The 21,685-nt window shown below is 55.9% G+C and carries 17 protein-coding genes and 1 tRNA gene; 10 read left to right on the forward strand and 8 right to left on the reverse strand.

Annotated features, from left to right (window positions below):
* Positions 1-6: 6 nt before the first annotated feature.
* The 4 genes from hemF to Q0824_RS13200 all read right to left on the reverse strand — a co-directional run bounded on the left by hemF (position 7) and on the right by Q0824_RS13200 (position 3,770).
* Positions 7-933 carry an oxygen-dependent coproporphyrinogen oxidase gene (gene hemF, locus Q0824_RS13185; protein WP_298451406.1) on the reverse strand — a complete coding sequence of 309 codons (927 nt, stop codon included), beginning with the start codon at positions 931-933 and terminating at the stop codon, positions 7-9.
* 8 nt (positions 934-941) lie between these two features.
* The gene (locus Q0824_RS13190) at positions 942-1,514 is read right to left on the reverse strand and encodes an L-threonylcarbamoyladenylate synthase (protein ID WP_298451409.1); all 573 of its coding nucleotides are present in this window, start codon (positions 1,512-1,514) and stop codon (positions 942-944) included.
* A 44-nt stretch (positions 1,515-1,558) separates the two neighbouring features.
* On the reverse strand, positions 1,559-2,683 hold the full coding sequence (gene dprA, locus Q0824_RS13195; RefSeq protein ID WP_298451412.1) for a DNA-processing protein DprA: 1,125 nt from the start codon (positions 2,681-2,683) through the stop codon (positions 1,559-1,561).
* 67 nt (positions 2,684-2,750) lie between these two features.
* Complete coding sequence (locus Q0824_RS13200; RefSeq protein WP_298451415.1) at positions 2,751-3,770, reverse strand: LysM peptidoglycan-binding domain-containing protein; 1,020 nt, start codon at positions 3,768-3,770, stop codon at positions 2,751-2,753.
* Positions 3,771-4,182: 412 nt separating this feature from the next.
* Here Q0824_RS13200 and def point away from each other — a divergent pair, with 412 nt between their 5' ends.
* The 8 genes from def to Q0824_RS13240 all read left to right on the forward strand — a co-directional run bounded on the left by def (position 4,183) and on the right by Q0824_RS13240 (position 12,321).
* Positions 4,183-4,686 carry a peptide deformylase gene (gene def / locus Q0824_RS13205; RefSeq protein WP_298451418.1) on the forward strand — a complete coding sequence of 168 codons (504 nt, stop codon included), beginning with the start codon at positions 4,183-4,185 and terminating at the stop codon, positions 4,684-4,686.
* Between the two features lie 102 nt (positions 4,687-4,788).
* Positions 4,789-5,724, forward strand: a complete 936-nt coding sequence (gene fmt / locus Q0824_RS13210; RefSeq protein ID WP_298451421.1) for a methionyl-tRNA formyltransferase — start codon at positions 4,789-4,791, stop codon at positions 5,722-5,724.
* 1 nt (position 5,725) lies between these two features.
* Entirely contained in the window at positions 5,726-7,027 is a 1,302-nt protein-coding gene (rsmB, locus tag Q0824_RS13215; RefSeq protein WP_298451424.1) for a 16S rRNA (cytosine(967)-C(5))-methyltransferase RsmB, read from the forward strand.
* Entirely contained in the window at positions 7,024-8,400 is a 1,377-nt protein-coding gene (gene trkA / locus Q0824_RS13220) for a Trk system potassium transporter TrkA (protein ID WP_298451427.1), read from the forward strand. Before rsmB ends, trkA begins: the two co-directional genes overlap by 4 nt.
* A gap of 153 nt (positions 8,401-8,553) precedes the next feature.
* Positions 8,554-9,561 (forward strand): glycine--tRNA ligase subunit alpha, encoded by a 1,008-nt coding sequence (glyQ, locus tag Q0824_RS13225; RefSeq protein WP_298451690.1) that lies wholly within the window; start codon positions 8,554-8,556, stop codon positions 9,559-9,561.
* 2 nt (positions 9,562-9,563) lie between these two features.
* Entirely contained in the window at positions 9,564-11,645 is a 2,082-nt protein-coding gene (glyS, locus tag Q0824_RS13230; RefSeq protein ID WP_298451431.1) for a glycine--tRNA ligase subunit beta, read from the forward strand.
* Positions 11,646-11,650: 5 nt separating this feature from the next.
* Complete coding sequence (gene gmhB, locus Q0824_RS13235; protein ID WP_298451433.1) at positions 11,651-12,220, forward strand: D-glycero-beta-D-manno-heptose 1,7-bisphosphate 7-phosphatase; 570 nt, start codon at positions 11,651-11,653, stop codon at positions 12,218-12,220.
* A 24-nt stretch (positions 12,221-12,244) separates the two neighbouring features.
* Positions 12,245-12,321 (forward strand) — tRNA-Pro (locus tag Q0824_RS13240).
* A gap of 21 nt (positions 12,322-12,342) precedes the next feature.
* Here the strand turns inward: Q0824_RS13240 and Q0824_RS13245 are convergent.
* Both Q0824_RS13245 and Q0824_RS13250 read right to left on the reverse strand, forming a co-directional pair.
* Positions 12,343-12,855: a lipocalin family protein gene (locus Q0824_RS13245; protein ID WP_298451436.1), complete on the reverse strand. Its 513-nt coding sequence runs from the start codon at positions 12,853-12,855 to the stop codon at positions 12,343-12,345.
* A gap of 95 nt (positions 12,856-12,950) precedes the next feature.
* Entirely contained in the window at positions 12,951-14,399 is a 1,449-nt protein-coding gene (locus tag Q0824_RS13250) for a phospholipase D family protein (RefSeq protein WP_366521661.1), read from the reverse strand.
* A gap of 379 nt (positions 14,400-14,778) precedes the next feature.
* Here Q0824_RS13250 and Q0824_RS13255 point away from each other — a divergent pair, with 379 nt between their 5' ends.
* Both Q0824_RS13255 and Q0824_RS13260 read left to right on the forward strand, forming a co-directional pair.
* Complete coding sequence (locus Q0824_RS13255; RefSeq protein ID WP_298451443.1) at positions 14,779-17,139, forward strand: EAL domain-containing protein; 2,361 nt, start codon at positions 14,779-14,781, stop codon at positions 17,137-17,139.
* A gap of 43 nt (positions 17,140-17,182) precedes the next feature.
* Positions 17,183-17,554: a VOC family protein gene (locus Q0824_RS13260; RefSeq protein WP_298451445.1), complete on the forward strand. Its 372-nt coding sequence runs from the start codon at positions 17,183-17,185 to the stop codon at positions 17,552-17,554.
* 28 nt (positions 17,555-17,582) lie between these two features.
* On the opposite strand, the gene Q0824_RS13265 is transcribed toward Q0824_RS13260, so the two are convergent.
* Positions 17,583-19,847 carry an ATP-dependent DNA helicase gene (locus Q0824_RS13265; protein WP_298451447.1) on the reverse strand — a complete coding sequence of 755 codons (2,265 nt, stop codon included), beginning with the start codon at positions 19,845-19,847 and terminating at the stop codon, positions 17,583-17,585.
* Positions 19,844-21,538 carry a VRR-NUC domain-containing protein gene (locus Q0824_RS13270; RefSeq protein WP_298451450.1) on the reverse strand — a complete coding sequence of 565 codons (1,695 nt, stop codon included), beginning with the start codon at positions 21,536-21,538 and terminating at the stop codon, positions 19,844-19,846. Before Q0824_RS13270 ends, Q0824_RS13265 begins: the two co-directional genes overlap by 4 nt.
* Between the last annotated feature and the right edge of the window lie 147 nt (positions 21,539-21,685).

The following is a 21,685-nucleotide window of genomic DNA, read 5'->3' on the forward strand; positions in this document are numbered from 1 at the left end:
CCCCGTTTACGTCGCGTTACCGGCAAGCCAGTCGCGCCCGGTCAGAAAATGCTCGGTCAAGCGCGCTTCTTCGCTGCCCGCTTCTGGTACCCGGCTGTAATCCCAGCGCACCAATGGTGGCAACGACATCAGAATGGATTCGGTGCGCCCGCCAGATTGCAGGCCAAACAAGGTGCCACGGTCGTACACCAGGTTGAACTCCACATAGCGCCCGCGCCGGTAGAGCTGAAAATCACGCTCACGCTCACCGAAAGCCTGCTCCATACGGCGCCGTACAATGGGTTCGTAAGCTTCGATATAGCTGTCGCCCACGGATTTCATCAACCCGAAATCCTGCTCGAAATCCCCGGTGTTGTGGTCGTCGAAAAACAGGCCACCTACACCGCGCGGCTCGTCCCGGTGCTTCAGGTAAAAATAGTCATCACACCAGTCTTTGTAGCGCTGATAAGTATCGTCTCCAAAGGGCGCGCAGGCGTTTTGGGCGGTTTTGTGCCAGTGCACGCAGTCCTCATCAAAGCCGTAGTAGGGCGTCAGGTCGTAGCCGCCACCAAACCAGTAAACCGGTTCGCCTGTTTCTGGCGTGGCGATAAAGAACCTTACGTTGGCGTGTGAGGTGGGCACATACGGATTGTTCGGATGAATCACCAGAGAGACCCCCATAGCCTCCCATGGGGCACCGGCAAGGTGAGGGCGATGGGCGGTGGCCGACGGTGGCATGGTTTCACCCATTACATGGGAAAAGTTAACCCCGCCTTTTTCGAAAATACGACCATCGCTGATGACCCGGCTCACACCGCCGCCGCCCTCCGGTCGATCCCACGCATCACGTACAAATTCAGCACCGCCTTCCAGTGCTTCCAGACGCTGGCAAATGGCATCCTGCAAGCCAAGCAGATACTGCTTAACCGCGTTGCTATCGGGTTGCTGTGGCATGAATTCTCCTAACGAAGCTGTTTACCGCTAACGATATCAATAATTCGGCTGGGTTTCCGGTTACCGCCAAGGGCTCCCGACACAATCTGATCAAGCTGATCTTTGAAGTAGTGGCCTACCTGCTCCGCATCTCGGGCCGGCTCTTCCCCGGCGGGATTGCAGGAGGTGGAAACCAGAGGCATGCCCGCAGTCTCACACAAAGCCTTAACCACCGGGTGCTCGCTGACTCTGACTGCAATGGAACTGTGACTGCCACGCACCCACTCTGGAATCTGCTGGTTAACATCCGGCAGCACGCAGGTCACCGGGCCGGGCCAGTGAGACAAAGCCGCCAATTGAAGTTGCTCTGGCAATGGGTTCAGCAGGAACCGGATCTGCTCTATAGACGCCGCCACCAGAATCAGGCCTTTCTCTACCGGTCGGTTCTTGAGTTCCAGGATGCGGGTTACTGCTTGAAGGTTCCATGGATCGCACCCCAAGCCCCAAACAGCCTCGGTGGGGTAGGCAATAACGCCACCTTGCAGGATTGCGCTGCAGGCAAGCTGAATCTGCTGATCGTTTAGTGGGTTGGGCGCAGCCATGCTGATGTTGTCAGACCAAAATGGGATGAATCATCACACCGGGCTCAGGCGATTTTCTGGAAACCTCCGGGGGCAGAACTTACCAACCCTTCAAGCTCTAGGAGCAGAAGAGACTGGACAAGTTGGTCGGCCGGAAGACCGGTTGCCAAGCACAGTGCATCAGTAGATTGTGGATCATACCCTAATGCCTCAAACACCGCGATTTCCCTGCTGTCCAGAGTTGCCACCGGGCTGGCCGCTGGCGCTTGCGAACGCTGCACGGGTGATTGCGTCCAAGAGGCACCCAACTCTTCCAGAATATCGTCTACCTGATCTACCAGCCGTGCGCCCTGCTTGATCAGATAATGGCAACCTCGCGCGACCGGGCTGTGGATTGATCCCGGAATTGCAAACACTTCACGCCCCTGTTCCAACGCCAGGCGGGCGGTGATCAGAGAGCCGCTTTTAAGCCCCGCTTCCACCACCAGAATGCCGCGACTGAGGCCACTGATAATACGATTGCGCTGGGGAAAGTGCGCGGCTCTTGCCGGTGTACCCGGCGGGTATTCAGAAACCAGAAGACCGTTCGCGATAACCCGCTCGCCAAGCCGACGATGCTGGTTCGGGTATATGCGATCAAGGCCGCAGCCAATGACAGCAATGGTGGGGTGCCCGGCACCCAGTGCGCCGGCATGGGCTGCACCGTCTACTCCCAAGGCCAGGCCGCTGGTTACCAGCAACCCCCGTCCACTTAGCTCTCCTGCAAAACAACGGGCGTGATCCAGCCCAGCAGGTGTGGCGTTACGGCTGCCGATAATGCCGATCTGTTCGCGGCTCAAGAGGCTGGCGTCACCCCGGGTGTAAAGCACCAGTGGTGCATCGTGGATGTGCCGAAGGGCTTCCGGATAATCCGGGCTCTGCCAGCACAAAATACCGATGGCGTGTCGCTCACAAGCCTGCAAAATTTGCTGGACGGAGCTTACACTGGCGTCGGTCATATCATGGTTTTGCCATGCCAGAATTGCCGTAACAGTTTCAACATGCAGCCCAAGCGCCCGGAGGGTTGCCGCGTTTTTGGTGAGCAGTTCAGTAAGGTTGGGAATGGTTGCGAGCATGGCTCGCCGGCGGGTGCGCCCGAACTTGGGTAAACAAGTCAGAAACAGCCATTGCGAAGAGGGTGAGGAAAACACAGCATCGTCCTTGAAAACAACAAAGCCGGGCCATCCTGGCCCGGCTTGTGATTAACCGATCATCGAATCAGGGGTTGGTAACCTTGTCGCCCACTGACAGTGGACGGGTCGCCTGCAAAATTAACCCGTAACTCATTTTTTCATACACCTGGAATACCATCAGAAGACCAGCGCGCTCTGAAGGCAGCTCAATGGTCTCGTTGGTAACCGGGTCGCGGGCCAGATTGCCAGTCTTTAGAATAGCCATCACATTACCCGCTTCCAGTCCTTCGCGGGCACCGCGGTTGATAGTAACCACGTTGTACTGGCCAATCTGGGTAACGCCGCCGTCCACTGACATCATTTTGCCTTCAATCTCCTGAGCGGGAGAGCTGGGCACAAAGCTGGTAGTCAGGCGTCTGTCTTCATTAACCAACAACCGGTCGCCGATGCGTACTTCTTCGCTGGAGCGGGTTAGATCCAGCGTCAGAATTTCGCCATCTTCCGCCGCGATAGTACCACGGGCAATACTGCGCGCTTCCAGCCCAAGGAACTCGCCGGTATCCGGATCAACAAACTCCTGGCTACGACGGAACACGCCAACTTTATCGGCTGGCTTCTTGCCCCGGGCATAAACCCGGTCACCAGCGCCGAGCACGATGCGGGCGTCTTTGCCTTCGAGGATGTACGGTGCCGCGTTGATCTGCTCAGGGGTGACAACCCGAGTATCCGTCAGGAAGCTGCTGATGGCATCCAGAGGAATAGCCGGGATTGGTGTATCAATCCGCTCAGAGCGCACCTGTGGTGACAGCTTCACAACGCCGTTGTTGGACGTTACCTTGGTAACGCGGGGTTTGCCGTCGATATAAACCAGAGCAAGCCGATCGCCCGGGTAAATCAGGTGTGGGTTGGCAACCTGTGGGTTAACGTGCCAAATTTCCGGCCAGTACCACGGGTTGCTCAGAAAACGCCCTGATATATCCCAGAGAGTGTCACCCTTCACAACAGTGTAACGCTCAGGATGATCAGACCGCAGTTCAGGTGCGGCGTGAGCCCAGGAGGTTAATAGCAGCGTAGTGGCTGCCAGAGCGTACAGCAGTTTCCTCATTGTCTAAGTCCTTGATCGCGTGCCTTGATTCTATGCATTCTGGTAAGGATGCAGCCAGTTTTCTGCAGCTTATTACGTTGTTATGCAACTTACTATAGAAGAAGTCTCGCAAATTGTGATGTTATGTTTTATTCCTCCAGTAAATTCTATGTCATTTACGGAAGATTTCAGCGATTGTCTGGTCAGTTTGTACTCAATCGACAATATGGGGGATAATGAACCCATCACAGGCAACGCGCTGCACATCTTATAGTGTGAAGGGAACAATTTGCGCTCTACGCTGTCGCAATTCAGAGATCGCTTTCACACAGTTACAAAAGACAACGTTAAAAAGTCAGCCAAAGCCGTAAGTCATTCGTAATGTCAGTTGAAATTACTGACATTCGCCATACAGGCCAAAAGTACGAGCACTATGATACTAGATATTCTTGAATACCCCGATCCCCGACTGCGCACTATTGCCAAGCCGGTTGATGAACTGACAGACGCCGACCGCACGCTGATCGACGACATGTTCGAGACCATGTACGATGCGCCCGGCATTGGGTTGGCAGCCACACAGGTCAATGTGCACAAGCAGATCATTGTGATGGATCTGTCTGAGGACAAAAGCGAACCGATGGTGTTTATCAACCCCGAGGTTGAAGTACTGGACGGCGAACTCGAAGCCATGCAGGAAGGCTGCTTATCGGTGCCCGGCTTCTACGAAGACGTAGACCGCATAGAGCATTGCATTATTCGTGCGCTGGATCGTGACGGAAAGCCATTTGAAATCGAAGCTCGAGGCCTGCTGGCCGTTTGCATTCAGCATGAGATGGACCACCTCAACGGCAAGCTGTTCGTCGATTATCTGAGCAACCTCAAGCGCAACCGCATTCGCAAGAAGCTGGAAAAGCTTCAAAAGCAAAGTGCGTAAAACCTGCCTGATGGCCGCGTGAGAACCGTGTGAAAGCATAGTAAAGTATCGGACCGGGCCTTGCCCGGTCTTTTCGTATTCAACGAAACAGAGACCCAAACAGTGCGACTCGTTTTTGCTGGCACCCCGGATTTTGCAGCTTCCGCTTTGAAGGCACTGCTGAGCACTCACCACACCCTTGTGGGCGTTTATTCCCAGCCCGACCGCCCAGCTGGCCGCGGCCGCAAGCTGCAGCCCAGCCCGGTCAAACAGGTTGCTCTGGATAATGACATTCCCGTGTTTCAGCCAGAAAGCCTTAAAACCCCGGAAGCACAACAAGAGCTGGCGAACCTCAAGCCTGATGTGATGATTGTTGCAGCCTATGGGCTGATTCTGCCCCAGGCGGTGCTGGACATTCCCACCCACGGTTGCCTGAACATCCACGCCTCCCTGTTGCCCCGCTGGCGTGGTGCCGCACCTATACAGCGCGCCATTGCCGCTGGCGATGCGGAAACCGGCATTACCATCATGCAGATGGACAAAGGCCTGGACACCGGTGACATGTTGCTCAAATCCGCGACCTCTATCGGTGCGAATGACACTGGCGGCAGCCTTCACGACCGCCTTGCCGAGTTGGGTGGCCAGGCGATTATCGAGGCTTTGGACCTGCTGGAAAAGGGCAGCCTCCAAAGCGAGATACAGGTTAACGAACTGGCCTGTTACGCCCACAAACTGTCCAAAGAAGAAGGCCATATCGATTGGTCGTTGAGCGCTCTGGCGATTGAACGTCTGGTTCGCGCCTTTAATCCCTGGCCCGGCACCTACACAGATTTTGAAGAACAACGGCTGCGAATCCACGAAGCCACGGCCATTGAAGAGCAAAGCGCCAAACCGGCTGGCACCGTGATAAGCCGCGAACGGGAAGGCATTGATATTGCCTGTGGCACCGGCACCTTGCGCATCACCCGCCTGCAGCTCCCCGGATCTCGCGCCCAGAGCGTGAATGATCTGATAAACGGGGGCAAACAATTGCTTTTACCCGGACAGGAGCTGCGCTGACATGGGCGACTACGACCAAGCTCTGCGCGCCGTTGCGGCGGATGTTCTTCTGGCGGTGGAATGCGGTGAATCTTTGTCCCAGTGCCTGCCACCGGCACTGCAGCGCGTTGCTCTCAACGAACGCCCTGCGCTTCAAGCCCTGTGCTACGGCACCTGCCGCTGGTTTCACCGCCTCGACAGCGAGTTGAATAGCCGGCTTAAAAAGCCCATTAAAAGCCAAGACCGTATTGTTCACCACCTGATGCTGGTCGCTCTTTTTCAGCTCCGCTTCAGCCAGCAAGCTTCCTATGCGGTTCTGAATGAATCGGTGGAAGCTTGCCGCGCCCTCGACAAGCCCCACCTTACGGGTCTGGTGAACGGTATTTTGCGAGCCGCCGAACGCGAAGGGGCCCCGGAGCCACAAGATGACGCCAGCCGCTTCAGCCATCCCGTATGGATGGTCGAAAAGCTGCGCCACAACTGGCCCGATAGCTGGCAAGCGATCCTCGAAGCCAACAACGCCCAGGCACCCATGACCCTCAGGGTGAACGCCCTGCGATTCAGCCGGGATGAGTACCTGGCTCTGCTGAACGAAGCAGGCATTGAAGCCAGCGCCACTCGCTTTGCACCTCACGGCATCCAGCTTGGCCGGCCGGTGCAGGTGGATCAACTCCCCTGGTTTGCCGATGGCGCCGTTAGCGTTCAGGACGAAGCCGCTCAGCTGTGCACCACACTTCTGGAGCTTGCACCGGGGCAAAGGGTTCTCGATGCCTGTGCGGCTCCGGGCGGAAAAACCTGCGCCATTCTGGAGAGCCAGGCGGAACTTGCCGAAGTGGTCGCCATTGATGAATCCGCAGCGCGGTTGCCCAGGGTTCAAGAAAATCTGGATAGGCTGGATCTGCACGCCAGCCTGTTAGAAGCCGATGCCGCAGATATTGAACAGTGGTGGGACGGCCAACCCTTTGATCGCATTCTGCTCGACGTACCCTGCAGTGCCAGCGGTGTTATCCGCCGCCATCCGGACATCAAACTGCTGCGCCGTGAAACCGACATTGTGCCCCTGGCGGGCATACAGCTTGGGCTTCTGGAGGCCATGTGGACGGTACTGAAACCAGGGGGGCGATTGGTCTATGCCACCTGTTCCGTGTTCCCTCAGGAAAATCACCGTATAATCCAGAGGTTTATTAAACATCAGAGCAGTGCCGTTCTTATTGAGCCAGAGGTTCAGTGGGGGTCCGATATGGGCGCAGGGCGACAGCTTCTCCCCGATCCAATCAGCCATGACGGCTTCTTCTATGCCGTGCTGGAGAAACCTGAATCATGAAGATCCTGATCCTCGGTGCTGGGCAAGTGGGCGGCACGCTGGCGGAGAACCTGGCCAGCGAAGCCAACGATATAACTGTTATCGACACAGACGCTGTGCGGCTTCGAGAGCTGCAGGATCGCCTTGATATCCGCACCGTGCAAGGCATGGCCTCTTACCCCTCGGTTCTGAGCCAGGCCAACGCGGAAGATGCCGACATGTTGATTGCTGTGACCAACAGCGACGAGACCAACATGGTCGCCTGTCAGATAGCCTCCATTCTGTACAGTACTCCCAAACTGATCAGTCGCGTTCGCGCCAGTGCCTACCTGTCGAACAAAAAGTTGTTCGGGAGGGAGGGAGGTTTCCCCATCGATGTGATGATCAGCCCGGAGCATCTTGTGACCCGGCACATTACTCGCCTGGTTGAATACCCCGGCGCCCTGCAGGTCCTGGAATTCTCCAAAGGCCTGGTTCGATTGGTGGCCATCCGCGCCACCGAAGGCGGCCCGCTGGTCGGGCGCGAGCTGTCTTATTTTCGTCTGCACATGCCCAAAATTGATACCCGGGTGGCCGCCATCTTCCGCAAGGATCACGCCATCATGCCCAAGGGCAATACGGTGATTGAGGATGGCGATGAAGTGTTTTTCATCGCCGGTGCTGATCACATTCGCTCGGTTATGAGCGAGCTGCAACCGCTGGTGAAGACCTACAAACGGATCTTTATTTGCGGCGGTGGCAACATCGGCCAGCGCCTGGCCTATACCCTGGAAGACCGCTATCAGGTAAAGCTGCTTGAGCGGGACCATGATCGCTGTGTACTACTTTCCGAAGGCTTGCGCAAAACAGTAGTGCTTGAGGGTAACGCGGCAGACAAAGACATTCTGCTGGAAGAGAACATCGAAAACACCGATGTGTTCATCGCAGTCACCAACGACGATGAAGCCAATATCATGGCCTCCTTGCTGGCCAAGCGCCTGGGTGCCCGCAAAGTATTCACCCTGATCAACAATCCCGACTATGTGGATCTGATCCAGGGGGGCGAGATTGATGTGGCGATCTCCCCCCAACAGACCACCATCGGCAGCTTGCTTACCCATGTACGCCGTGGCGATGTTGTAAACGTTCACTCGCTGCGCAGAGGCGCTGCCGAGGCTATCGAAGCCATTGCCCACGGAGATCACAGATCCTCCAAAGTGGTTGGCAAGCGTCTGGATGAAATCGATTTGCCCAAGGGTGCGACCATTGGGGCAATTGTGCGGCACAACGAAGTGCTGATCGCCCACGACCATCTACGAGTACAACCGGACGACCACGTAATACTGTTCCTGGTGGATAAATCCCGGGTAAGGGAAGTTGAGAAGCTATTTGCCGTAGGGCTGACCTTCTTCTAGTTCAAAATCAACAGCATGAAGACGACTTAGAAATACCGCTTTGGCGCGCGTATAATGCGCCTTTTTCCGAATGGCCCTTTTTGTGAGCGGGCCACACACAGACCGAATCAGCAGGCAAACGTTGTGACAGAGCAGGCGAAAAACAAAGCAGCGATCAGCACCACTCCAGACATCAAGACGTTTCAGGGCTTGATTCTGGCACTGCAGAACTTCTGGGCGCAGCACGGCTGCGTGGTACTTCAGCCCTTGGATATGGAAGTCGGCGCAGGTACCTTTCACCCGGCTACCTTCTTGCGGGCCATAGGGCCGGAAACCTGGAATGCGGCGTATGTGCAGCCAAGCCGCCGCCCCACAGACGGCCGTTACGGTGAGAACCCCAACCGTCTGCAGCATTATTACCAGTTTCAGGTGGTGCTCAAGCCTTCTCCAGACAACATTCAGGAACTCTACCTGGATTCCATGAAAGCCCTTGGGCTTGACCCGCTGGTGCATGATATCCGCTTTGTGGAAGACAACTGGGAATCGCCTACCCTGGGCGCCTGGGGTCTGGGCTGGGAAATCTGGCTGAACGGTATGGAAGTCACCCAGTTTACTTACTTCCAGCAAGTGGGCGGCCTCGAGTGCTATCCGGTTACCGGCGAGCTCACCTACGGCCTCGAGCGTATCGCCATGTATTTGCAGGGTGTGGACAGTGTTTATGACCTGGTGTGGACAGAAGGCCCCGACGGTGTGGTCACCTACGGCGACGTGTTCCACCAGCAGGAAGTGGAAATGTCCACTTACAACTTTGAACACGCAGACGTTGAGTTCCTGTTCCAGAGCTTTGATGTTCACGAGCGCGAAAGTGCACGGCTGATTGAAGCCGGCCTGGCGCTGCCAGCTTACGAGCAGGTTTTGAAGGCGTCGCACACGTTCAACTTGTTGGATGCACGCCACGCTATTTCCGTTACCGAGCGCCAGCGCTTCATCCTGCGTGTGCGCACTCTGGCCCGCGCCGTGGCCCAGGCGTACTTCGACAGCCGCCGTAAGCTCGGCTTCCCGCTGGCGCCGGAAGCTTTGCGCCAGGAAGTGCTGGCCATCGCAGAGGCCGCCGATAACAAGGCCAACGGCAAGAAAGGTAAAAAAGCGAAGCAGGCACAACAGGCAGAGGGAAAGGCATAATCATGGCAAAGCAGGATTTTCTGGTAGAACTGGGCGTCGAAGAGCTGCCCTCAAAATCGCTCAAGCCACTGTCTGATGCGTTCACTCAGGGTATCACCCAGGGCCTGGAAGCTGCCGGCATCGAATTCGGAAAAGTAGAAGCCTTTGCCACACCTCGCCGGATGGCCGTCCGCATTCGCGATTTGGCCGATGCTCAGCCAGACAAGCCCGTTGAAAAACGCGGCCCGGCGGTTAAAGCGGCTTTTGATGATTCGGGTAACCCGACGCGCGCACTCACCGGTTTCGCAACCTCTTTGGGCGTGACTCCTGACCAGCTAGATACTCTGGAAACTGACAAGGGTGCCTGGTTGGTTTATCGCACAGTAGAGAAGGGCAAGCCTACTGTAGATTTGATGTCCGGGCTGGTTGAACAGTCGCTGTCATCCCTGCCAATTCCCAAGCGTATGCGCTGGGGCGCTCATCGCACCGAATTTGTGCGGCCGGTTCATTGGCTGGTTATGCTGTACGGCAACAAGATTATTGATACACCCATCATGGAACTGACGCCCGGCAACAAAACTCTGGGCCACCGCTTCCATTGCCCGAAAGCATTGATTATTCCAACGCCGGCAGATTACGAAGTCGTCCTTGAACAGGAAGGCTATGTAATCGCCGATTTCGCCAAGCGCCGTGAAATGATCCGGGCTGGCGTCAGCGCCCTTGCCGAAGCCGAGGCGGGTGGCAAAGTGGTGATCAATGAAGATCTTCTGGACGAAGTTACTGGCCTGAACGAATGGCCAGTGCCACTGATGGGCCGATTCGACAAGCGCTTCCTGGAAGTCCCGGCGGAAGCCCTGATTTCCTCCATGGAAGAGCATCAGAAGTACTTCCACGTGGTAGACGCCAACGGCCACATGCTGCCTCTGTTTATTACCGTGGCCAACATTGAGAGCAAAGATCCCTCGCAAGTTGTCTCAGGTAATGAAAAGGTGATTCGTCCGCGCCTCGCCGATGCCGCTTTCTTCTACGAAAACGACCGGAAGATCCGCCTGGAAGACCGAGTGGAACGGCTCAAACCAATCGTGTTCCAGGAAAAGCTTGGCAGCATCTACGACAAGTCCGTTCGGGTAGCGGCACTGGCAAGTAAAATCGCTGCAGCGATTGGCAGTGACCCAGCCTTGGTTGAGCGCGCCGCCATGCTCGCGAAGACTGACCTGGTTACCGAGATGGTACTGGAGTTCAGCGATCTGCAGGGCATCATGGGCCAGTACTACGCAGCCGATGACGGCGAGCCAGCCGATGTGGCAAAAGCCATGAACGAACAGTACATGCCACGCTTTGCCAAGGACAGCCTGCCCACAACCCTGACCAGTTGTGCGCTCGCCATTGCGGATCGTCTGGATTCCCTGGTGGGGCTGTTCGGTATCGGCCAACCGCCTTCTGGTACCCGCGACCCCTTCGCTCTGCGCCGCGCCTCTTTGGGCGTACTGCGCATCATCATTGAGCGGGAACTCCCGCTGGATCTGCAGACTTGCTGTGAATGGGCAGAGGAGAACTTCACCGGGTTGACCGAGGAAAACACCGCCGCCAGCGTTGTTGATTACATGCTGGACCGGTTCCGCGCCTACTACGAAGAGCGTGGCATTAGCGCCGAAGTATTCCTCGCCGTTCATGCTCGCCGCCCGACTCGCCCGCTGGATTTCGACCGCCGGGTGAAGGCTGTGGAAGCTTTCCGCCAGTTGCCGGAAGCCCAGGCACTTGCCGGCGCAAACAAGCGGGTTTCCAACATTCTGTCCAAACAGGGTGGCGAATGCGTTGGTGAAACCGTCAACGACAGTCTGCTGCAAGATGCCGCCGAGAAAACCTTGGCAGAGCAGTTAAACCAGCAGGCCGAGAAGGTACTGCCACTGTTTGAGCAGGGCGACTACGCCAGTGCGCTGCAATCCCTGGCAAGCTTGCATGATCCGGTGGACGATTTCTTCAGCGAAGTGATGGTAATGGCAGACGACGAAGCTGTGCGGGACAACCGCCTGGCGCTGCTGAACCGCCTGCACAACCTGTTTTTACGGGTTGCCGATATCTCACTGCTCCCAGCTGCTGGCTGACCCCCATGCTAGTCATACTCGACCGGGACGGGGTCATCAACGAATACGATGGCAGCTACATTTGCACAGTAGATGATTGGCACCCGATTCCCGGCAGTATTGAGGCGATGGCACGGCTTTGCAAAGCCGGCCATCGCATCGCCATAGCCACCAACCAATCCGGCATAGCCCGGGGCTTCTACGGCACCGATATTCTGGATGGCATGCACGAAAAGATGACGCGGTTACTGGCAGCTGAAGGCGGCCAAATCGAGTTCATTGCCTACTGCCCGCACCATCCTGATGATGATTGCACTTGCCGCAAGCCACTCACCGGCTTACTGGAACAGATCCGTGATCACCTGCAGTTGGACACCCTGGAGGGCGCCATTATGGTAGGGGACAGCCGCAAGGATCTCGAAGCTGGCGTTGCCGAAAACTGCCAGCCTGTGCTGGTGCGAACCGGCAATGGAAAAGACACAAAACGCAGCCTGAAAGCCCACGCAATTCCCGGGGCAAGCGTTGCGATATACGACGATCTCAGTGCATTTGCGGATGCCCTGTTATCGGGCTCGGGGCTAGAATTAGCCAATTGAATCCGTATAATACCGGCGGTTAGTCGGCGTGTGGCGCAGCTTGGTAGCGCACTTCGTTCGGGACGAAGGGGTCGCAGGTTCGAATCCTGCCACGCCGACCATTTTCTTATTGTGTAGCGGGGCTACTGCGCCACCAGAATCAACTCGGTTAAATCAAAGCCCTCCGCCACGGCCCGAGCTTTGAACGCCACCAACGCCTCCTCACTCACCTCCGGCGTGCGCGACATCAGCCACAGGTAATCCCGGTTGTAGCCGGTAATGTAGGCGGTGGAGTATTGGTTATCCAGCTCAAACACCACATACGACGCATAGAAAGGCCCGAAAAACGAGACTTTAAGGTGGCCCACGTCGCTGTCGCCCACGAACACCGCCCGGCCGTCAGCTTCCTGCCACTGGCCTTCTTCGGCGTTGTAGCCCCGGTTGATGACCTTGATGCTGCCGTCGTCGTTCAGGCTGTAGTTGGCGGTCACCCTGCTGAGCCCTTCCTCAAAGGAATGATCCAGCCGGGCGATTTCGTACCAGGTGCCCAGGTAGCGCTGCTGGTCGAAACCGGTAACCGGTTCAATATCCTGGGGCACTCCGGTGCAGGCGCTGAGTAAACACAGTGCAGTTGTGAAAACCAGAACACACTTCATCGAAAAAATCTCCTGAAAGCGTCGGCGGGTTATCACCTAACCAAAGCGTGGTCCCGGATTTTCGGTTTAGCTGTTCCAAGCGGAGAGTGCTGCCCCTACAACAACCCCTCAATAGGCAAAAACGAGAAAACAGAAACCAGCATCCGCTTGATCAACCCGGTGCCCGGATCATGACTGTGCCGGATCTCTTCCTCCCCATTACGCTCAATCCACTGCAAATCGCCGTCCTCATCCAGTACCACTTCATACGCCGTTACCCGAACCTGCTCCTCGAAATGGTCTTCCATTGCCTGAGTCAGCTCCGGACTTTCAATTACAAAGCCCAGCTCGGTGTTGATGTGTACGGATCGCGGATCAAAGTTGAACGATCCTACAAACAGGCTTTCGCCGTCGATGGCGAAGGTTTTTGCATGCAGGCTGGACGAGGAGCTGCCCATCAGACTGCTTTGCAGGTCTTTTTCAACGGTATTGGCAGACAGCTTACGCAGTTCGAACAACTGTACGCCGGCTTCCAGAAGCGGCTTGCGGTATTTGGCGTAGCCGGCATGAACCATGGCCACGTCGTTGGCTTCCAGTGAGTTGGTGAGCACGCGCACCCTGACGCCTTTGCGTTCCAGATCGCGGAACATTTCCACACCGGTTTTGGTGGGTATGAAGTAGGGAGAAACCAGCGTCAAAGAATGCTGAGGATTGCCCATGGCCGCGGCCATCTGTTGAGCCAGCAAACCGTTTTTAGGCTTTTTCCCCAGTACCTTGGCGGGGTCATCGCTAACCATGGTGACCGGCGCCCAGGTGAAATCCAGATCACGGTCCAGAAGCTTTTGCAAAAACACCGATTCCTTTATTGCACATACGTACTCGCCGGCTTCCGTGGAGGTGCTGCAGGCTTTGGCCGTTTCTACTATCCGCGCAAGATCCTTTTCGTCGGGTTTGCCAAGAATAGTGGAGGCGGGGTAGGCCGAAGCGCTTGACCAATAGCGGTCAAAATCCGTCGAAAGATTCTGCACCACCGGCCCGATAGCCAAAACATCAAGGTCGGCAAACAGTGCGCCCTGCCCAGCTCCGAAATACTCATCGGCCACGTTGCGCCCGCCAATAACGGCCGCCTGATTGTCGGCGGTGAAGGATTTATTGTGCATGCGGTGATTCAGCCGCTGAAAGCTGGTGATGTAACCAATCCACTTGGGGCTGCGCACAACAAAGGGGTTAAACAGCCGCACCTCGAAATTCGGGTGGGTGTTGAGCGCTGCCAGAGCATCATCGAGCCCCGAGATGCCATTGTCGTCCAGCAGTAGTCGAACGCGCACACCGCGCTCAGCCGCCTTGTAAAGCGCATCGAGTAGAAGGGTGCCCGTAATGTCGTACTGCCAGATGTAGTACTGCACATCCAGGGAGGCTTCGGCCCCTTTGGCCAATACGGCCCGCGCAGCAAAAGCATCGTGGGCGTCTGGCAATAGCAGAACACCACTTTCCCCGGGATGGGCGTTTGCCAGAGGCGCGATGGCGCGCCCCAGCTGTGTGTCTTTGGTAACTTCGATAGGCATCGATTGGCTTCCGGTCCTATCTGGCATGGGTGGCAGTGCACAGCCGCTGATTATCATAAAAACAGACATAAGAAGTACGAAGCCCGGAATGCGCAGGCTGGGTCGGCTGATCATGCAAAAACTTCCTTCGGGGCAAAATCCAAGTGTAGCAGTTCTCCAGCCGCTAGCTTCACTTCGGCCAACCGAGCGGTTACAGGCTTATCCCTGATGTTGATGCTGCCGGCCCACTGGGGACATTACCAACCCTATTGATTGCAGGTTTTGCCCACGGTAACCGTATGGCAGCAATCTTCTGGCTGGACCGGTGTCACCAAATGTCACAAAGTACCAAATCTCGATCTGTTAACATTTCGTTCACCGGCTTCTCCAAGGGTCCTGAATGAACGTGACGGAAAATGAAAAAAGACGACTTTCTGCGGTTCTACGGCTGGGGATTCTCGACACTCCGCCAGAGGAGCGGTTTGAGCGCCTTACCCGAATTGCCCGCCAGCATTATCGGGTCAAAACCGCCTTGTTCACCGTGCTGGATCACGACCGCCAGTGGTTCAAATCACATCAGGGGCTCGAAGTTACTGAAACACCCCGCTCGGTAGCATTTTGCGATCATGCCATACGGCAGGATCATATTTTTGTCGTGGAAAACGCCTCCCTGGACCCACGGTTTCGCAACCATCCTTTTGTGTTGAATAGACCGCACATCCGCTTCTATGCAGGCATGCCGGTGCGCGAGCCCGGCGGCTTCAAAGTCGGCACCTTGTGCATCATCGACGACAGGCCCCGACAGTTCAGCGAGAAAGACCTGGATGTTCTCCGCACTCTGGCGACCATGGTGGAGGAGGAGCTGGAGCGCTCATACATTGAGTCGGATAAAAGCGAGTATGTACCTGTCTCCCAACTCAACCGGGCCATTCATCATGCCCAGAATGTCTTTCTCACAAGCGACAACGAGCGCTCCGCATTCAGCCAGATGCTCAGTGACCTACTTGCCCTGACGGGCAGCCAGTTCGGGCTTATCGGCGAAGTTCTGCATAAGAGCAACGGCGCACCGTTTCTCAAGGTCGGCGCCATTACCAACATCGCGTGGAGCCCGGAAACCCAAGCCCTATATCAGGACGTGGAACGTCGGGGCATGGTGTTTGATCGCCTGGACAATATTCTCGGCCTACCCATGGTGTCCGGTGAGACCATCATCTCCAACAATCTGTCCCAGGATTCCCGGCGAGGTGGTTTGCCTCCAGGGCACCCGACTATCAATACATACATAGGTATCCCGGTGTTTTCCGGTGACACCCATCTGGGCATGATTGGCCTGGCGAACAGGGCCGAAGGCTACTCTCAGAAGCTTGCAGACGAACTGGCACCGCTCTCGCAAACCCTTGCCAATCTGATCGAACGCAAGCGCCTGTACGAGGAAAAAGGCAGCCATAAAAGAGATCTTGAACAGGCAGCGAATTACGACGCGCTCACCGGCCTGCCCAATCGCCACAGGCTCACCGAGTTGTTCGAACAGGAACTGTATGAAGCCGGCCAGAGAGAAGGCCAGGTGTCTGTGTGTTTTATCGACCTGGACGGTTTCAAGAGCATCAACGACGAGCACGGCCACGCTGTAGGGGACGCGGTTCTGAAATCCGTAGCCGAGAAACTCAAAGCAACGGTGCGCAGCCACGATATTGTGGCCCGTCTGGGCGGTGATGAGTTTGTGGCTATTCTCCGGGATGTAGGCGATGAACGGGTTTACGCACGCCTTCTGGATGCCATCCGGCAGCCCATCAATTTTCGGCATAATGTACTGCAGGTTTCCGGCAGCATGGGCGTTACGGTGTACCCGGACGATAACGTAGATTCCGACCTGCTCCTTCGCCATGCAGATCAGGCTATGTACGCTGCCAAGGAAAGCGGCAAGAACAACTTCAAGATATTCGATCTCCGCTCGCATTCTTCCCGTAAAGAGCGGGTTCGAATATTGGAGCAAATCGATACGGCTCTGCGCCACCAGCAGCTAGAGCTGTACTACCAACCCAAGATCTGTTTCCACAACCACTGTGTGAACGGCTTTGAAGCCCTCATCCGATGGAACCACCCAGAGGAAGGCGTTCTGGGCCCAGCGCATTTCCTGGAGCATATTGAATACACCGAGTATGCGCGCACATTGGGCAATTTTGTGATCCGCGAGGCCGCAAAGCAGCTTATGGCCTTTACCCAGAAAGATCTTCCCTACACGCTGAGCGTCAACCTTAGCCCCTGCCACTTCCTGAGCGAAGAGTTCAAAGACGATTTGTCGAGTGCACTGGAAGATTTACCGAGAGAGCTGCGCGGCCGCCTGATTCTGGAAATTCTCGAAACCACGGCGATGGACGACACTGAAACCGCTCTAAAGAACCTGAAAGCCAGCCGTGATCTGGGTGTGGATGTCGCTCTGGATGACTTCGGAACCGGGTATTCATCTCTGGATTATTTTCGGCGACTGCCTGCTCAAGAGATCAAAATTGACCGTTCGTTCGTAATGGATATGCTGAACGACTCGGACGACAGTATGATTGTCAGTGCTATTGTCAGCCTGTCGAAAAGTTTCAATAGGCGGCTGGTCGCTGAAGGTATTGAGAGTGCCGAGGTTGAACAAAAACTGATTGAGCTTGGTTGCGATCTGGGCCAAGGCTTTTTTTACAGTAAGCCGTTGCCGCTTCCGGACGCCCTGCGCTGGGCAGAGCAGTTCCGGTGGGACGACAGGCTAACGAAATAACGCCAACCGCGCAGATCGACGGCGCGACACGGGAGAATAGAGCATGATTGGATACGTCACCATTGGTGTCAGCGATATGGAAAAAGCCAAGAAATTCTACACAGAGCTTCTGGCCGATATGGGCGCGAAGCTTCTGCTGGATATGGGCCGAATTGCGTTCATTGGCGAAAGCATGAAATCCCCTATGCTGGCGGTTTGCACGCCCTTCGACGGCTCCCCAAACCACCCGGGTAACGGCAATATGCTGGCCTTGCAGCCCGGCTCGAAAGAGGCGGTTGATACCTACTACAAGAAGGCCATTGAACTGGGTGCAACCTGCGACGGCGAGCCCGGGCAGCGTATTCCAAACCAGTTTTACGGTGCCTATGTGAAAGATCCTGACGGCAACAAGCTGGCATTTTTCCAGTTCGGTTAATCCGTTGCACCTCAAGACTGAGACTGCGCTATTCGGTGGTCTCAGTCTTGAACCACCACCCAGGTAATAATCCCCGAATCTGCGGCTGTGTAAAGCGGTCGTCAATCAGCCAGATCACTCCACGATCGTCTGGCGTGCGAATTACCCGGCCAGCAGCCTGAGCCACTTTCTGTAAACCCGGAATCAGATAGGTGTAGTCATAGCCCGCACCAAAGCGCTTGTGCAGGCGGTTTTTGAGAACCTCATGCCAGGCATCAAAGGGTGGTAGGCCCAAGGTAGCCACAAACGCGCCAATCAACTGCTCGCCCGGCAAATCGATACCTTCACTGAACACGCCTCCCAGAACTGCAAAGGCAACGCTGCCAGATTCTTCCCGAAAGCCTGCCAGAAAATCGTTCCGTTGTTGCGGGCTCATCCCAGAATGCTGGGAACGCTGAGGTACACCCGGGGCATTCTCGGCCAAAGCCGCACTCACTTGATTCAGGTATTTAAAGCTGCTGAAAAAGGCCAAATAGTGCCCGGGGCGCTCCCGGTATTGATTCGCGATCAGCTCGGAAATTGGCTCTACCGATGCCTCGCGGTGCGCCTGTCGAGTGCTGATCTTTGGGGTGAACTGCACCTGCAACTGATCGGCACTGAAGGGGCTTGGCAGCGAGATAAAACGGCTATTCTCCGGCAAGCCCAGCAAGTCCCTGTAATACACGCCGGGGCTGAGGGTGGCAGAGAACAGCAGTACTGAGGCGGCGGCCTGGAAGCGATCCCGCAGGAAATCCGCCGGTACCAAGTTCTGAATAGTAACGCTTGCTCGCCCCCGGCCTTCGCGGCGAAATTCACAGAGGGAGTGATCGCCAAAGGAATCCGCCAACTTCATGAAGGCGACGGACTCGAACAATACTTCCTGCAACGCCAAGTCCGGCGGGTTATCGGCCAGGTAATCTGACAACCCGGATACCAACCCCAGCAGGCTGCCAGTCAGCGCAGCGGGAAGCTCATCGAGAAATACCGGCGTGCTACCTTTCTCTGAATGATCACGGATAACACCCTGCCAAGCTCGGGCGGTGCGATCGAGATGCGGTTTCAGAACCTTGGGTGCGGTTTTTCGGACTTTAAGAAGCCGCTGTTGATCCAGCTGCACCGAATACATGCCCCGCCCGCGATCCACCAGATTGTGGGCTTCATCCACAAGCACTGCGGTTTTCCAGTTGTTCTGCCGGGTGAGACCGTGAAGCAGGGCAGACTGATCAAACATCCGGTTTACATCGCCAATGATGACATCGCACCAACGGGCCATTTCCTGCGCCAGAAAATAGGGGCAGATGTCGTGACCTGCGGCGATCTTTGCCAGCGCCTCCTGAGTGAGGGATGAGCCCGCCTGAGCAGCCTCGGCGCGGGCATCTGGCAGCCGATCAAAAAAGCCTTTGGCCAGGGGGCAGGAATCACCGTGGCAGGCTTTATTCGGGTGTTCACAGGCATCGGACTTGGCCACCAGCTCCAAAGTGCGGAGTGGCCAGATCTGCGGTTCTTCCTGCGCAGCCCGTAAACGCTCTACCGCGTCCACCGCCAGCTGCCGGGCGGTATTTCGACAGGTGAGATAAGCCAGTCGGTCGTGATTGGCTGTGGGCATGGCCATCAGCGCCGGGAACAGAGTGCCCAGGGTTTTACCCAAGCCTGTAGGTGCTTCCAACAGCAAGGTTTCGCCTTTTACGGTGTTTTTATAAACCGTTTCGGCAAGCTGTCGTTGGCGGGGGCGAAACTGTTTAAACGGAAAACGCAGCCCGGCCAGACGAATATCCCGCTGCTCCCGGTGGTGGGCTTCCTGTTCGGCCCATAACCGGTACTGCCCACACAAAACTTCAAGCTCTTGCCAAAGCTCCTTGGCGGTGGCGGTTTCAGTCATCGGTGTTTCCCGGTTGTTGCCGATATTGAAGTACACCAGCGACAACTTCAGGGTTTTTCGGTTTTCCTGTTTGCAGAGTAGGGCGCCGTAGGCTCTTAGCTGGGCTCGATGCAACGCCCGTTGATAGGGCCGTATTCGGGATAAGTCACCACGGTGGGTTTTGATTTCTTCCAGCAGGCCAGAGTGGGGGTTATACACATCGGCCCGGCCGTATAGCTCTATTCCCAAGCACTTACCGGTAAGTGAATACTCGCTTTTATAACCGTACCCGCGTTTACCCTGAATGGCTTGATGGCCAAGAATGCCCTCTTCAGCGCTGGGAGCCGGAGTGTAGCGAAAGTCCAGATCGCCTTCTCGGGCAGCAAATTCGCAAAGGGTTCGAACCGCGACCCTCATGTTGTTACCTCGCTGTCTTGCCAGCGGAGGTAACACACGCTGGCGGCAATGCCCTTACGGGCAAAGAAATGCAGCCAGCGGATTTGATGATCCTGCAGTCGGTCGCCCGGGCCTTTTACTTCGATCATTTCATAACTAGGCCGATTTTCGCCGATTTGCATCGAAAACTTAATAAGATCCGGCAAACCGCTTCGGTGTTCGCGGATATTCAATAAGATCCGTTCAAATATAACCCGCAAGTCTGCGGCGGGAATTCTATCCAGTGCAAGATTCAGCAATTCCTCATTCAACGCTGGCCAAATCACAAAGGGGTTAGTGATGCCTTGTTTGGCTGCGTAGTTATCCAGAATTGTCTGGCGATAGCTGCCATTCTTCAGTGCAGCAAAACACTCATCGAACGATTCTTGACGGCGACTCACAAAATCTTCCCGCACCAAGTCTGCGGGGCCTGTATGGAAGGGATGAAAGAAGGCGCCGGGAATGGCTTTGAATATAGTGTGCCAGCACAGCAAGCCGAACAGGCCGTTAATCAGTGTGTTTTCAACATAGAACACAGGCGCATCCGGCGTGGAAAGGTGATCCCGAACCACTTCTTCCACCGAGCTGGCGGATATCGGCAAGGTTAGTGTGAACTCGCGGATTTCAGGATTCACCGGCGCAGGCGGAACTGGCTCGCCCACCTTTTTAGCCAACCGCTTAACAATGCGGGCCAACCCCTGAGCTTCGGCATCGCTTAGCTCCTGGTTTTGCCAGTGTGCCGCAATATTCCAAGCTTCCTCGAAGCGTTTCATTCGCTCCAGCAGCCGCAGCTGTTTTAATCTGGCCTCTCGGTGCCTGCTGGCAGCCAGTGCCTGCAATGCCAGCTCCCGGTCACCCTGTCGTTCCGCCTGCCGCCCCAACTCAAGCAACAGACGATCACGGCGGCTGGTTAGCCAGGGGTTGTCCGTAGCCGCCGGAAGATCAGCATAAACCTCAGCGGCGGGCACGCCAGCATCCAGGCTCTCCCGGCAGTGGTGCATGGCCAGGTAAGTATCCACCTTGCTACGATGAGTGAACGCCCGCGCTTCAGGGGTAAACTCAACCCGTTCATAGCGATGATGGCCTAGCTCCACCAACACAAAATCCGACCAGCTCTGGCGCAGGTTGCCGAAGAACATCAGGCGGATGCGGTCAAACAAAGCCATGTGGCTGACCTGCACCACCGGCGAAGCCGTGTCATTAAACCAGTCTGCCAGTGAGCGAGCATCGGCAAAGGCTCCCTGCAGGGTTTCCTTCATTCGGGCTTTGGGGAGATTTTTGGCAAGCCCGACTTGCTCCAGCATTGGTGCAAAGGCCATCCGCAGTTCAGCCAGAGTGAACAGACGGAAAATATCATCCAGAGCCAGCAGAGGATCGGCATCCAGCCAGTCACCGGCAACCAGTTCATCCAATGCTTCTGCTTCCGGGCGCCCCAACTCCGGGTAATTCAGCTTGTCTGTACGAAACAGATCACCTGTGCGCATCACCATACGAGTGAGCAGAGCACGGGCAGCGCGAGGCAACTCAAAAAAATCGCGCAAGCAGCCTCGCTCTGATTCGAGCAGTAAATCCGAGTGATGATTCGCCACCCATGAGACAACCGTTTCCATGTTTTGCAGGTAGTACAGAGGGTTTTCGAGATCTGCGGCGGTGGGCCGGAGATGCTTACTCATAATGACAAAACCTATTAGGACGACACAACTTGTCGCTTCATTTCATTATATTGTCCACGGCACCTAGTCTGATTCTCTCATCAGTTGCGGTACTCTTTACTACTTGCTGCAAGCACAATGCCCTGATCACGGTTGATACGATAATCC

It is taken from the genome of uncultured Marinobacter sp., from assembly GCF_947488835.1.
Classification (GTDB): Bacteria; Pseudomonadota; Gammaproteobacteria; order Pseudomonadales; family Oleiphilaceae; genus Marinobacter.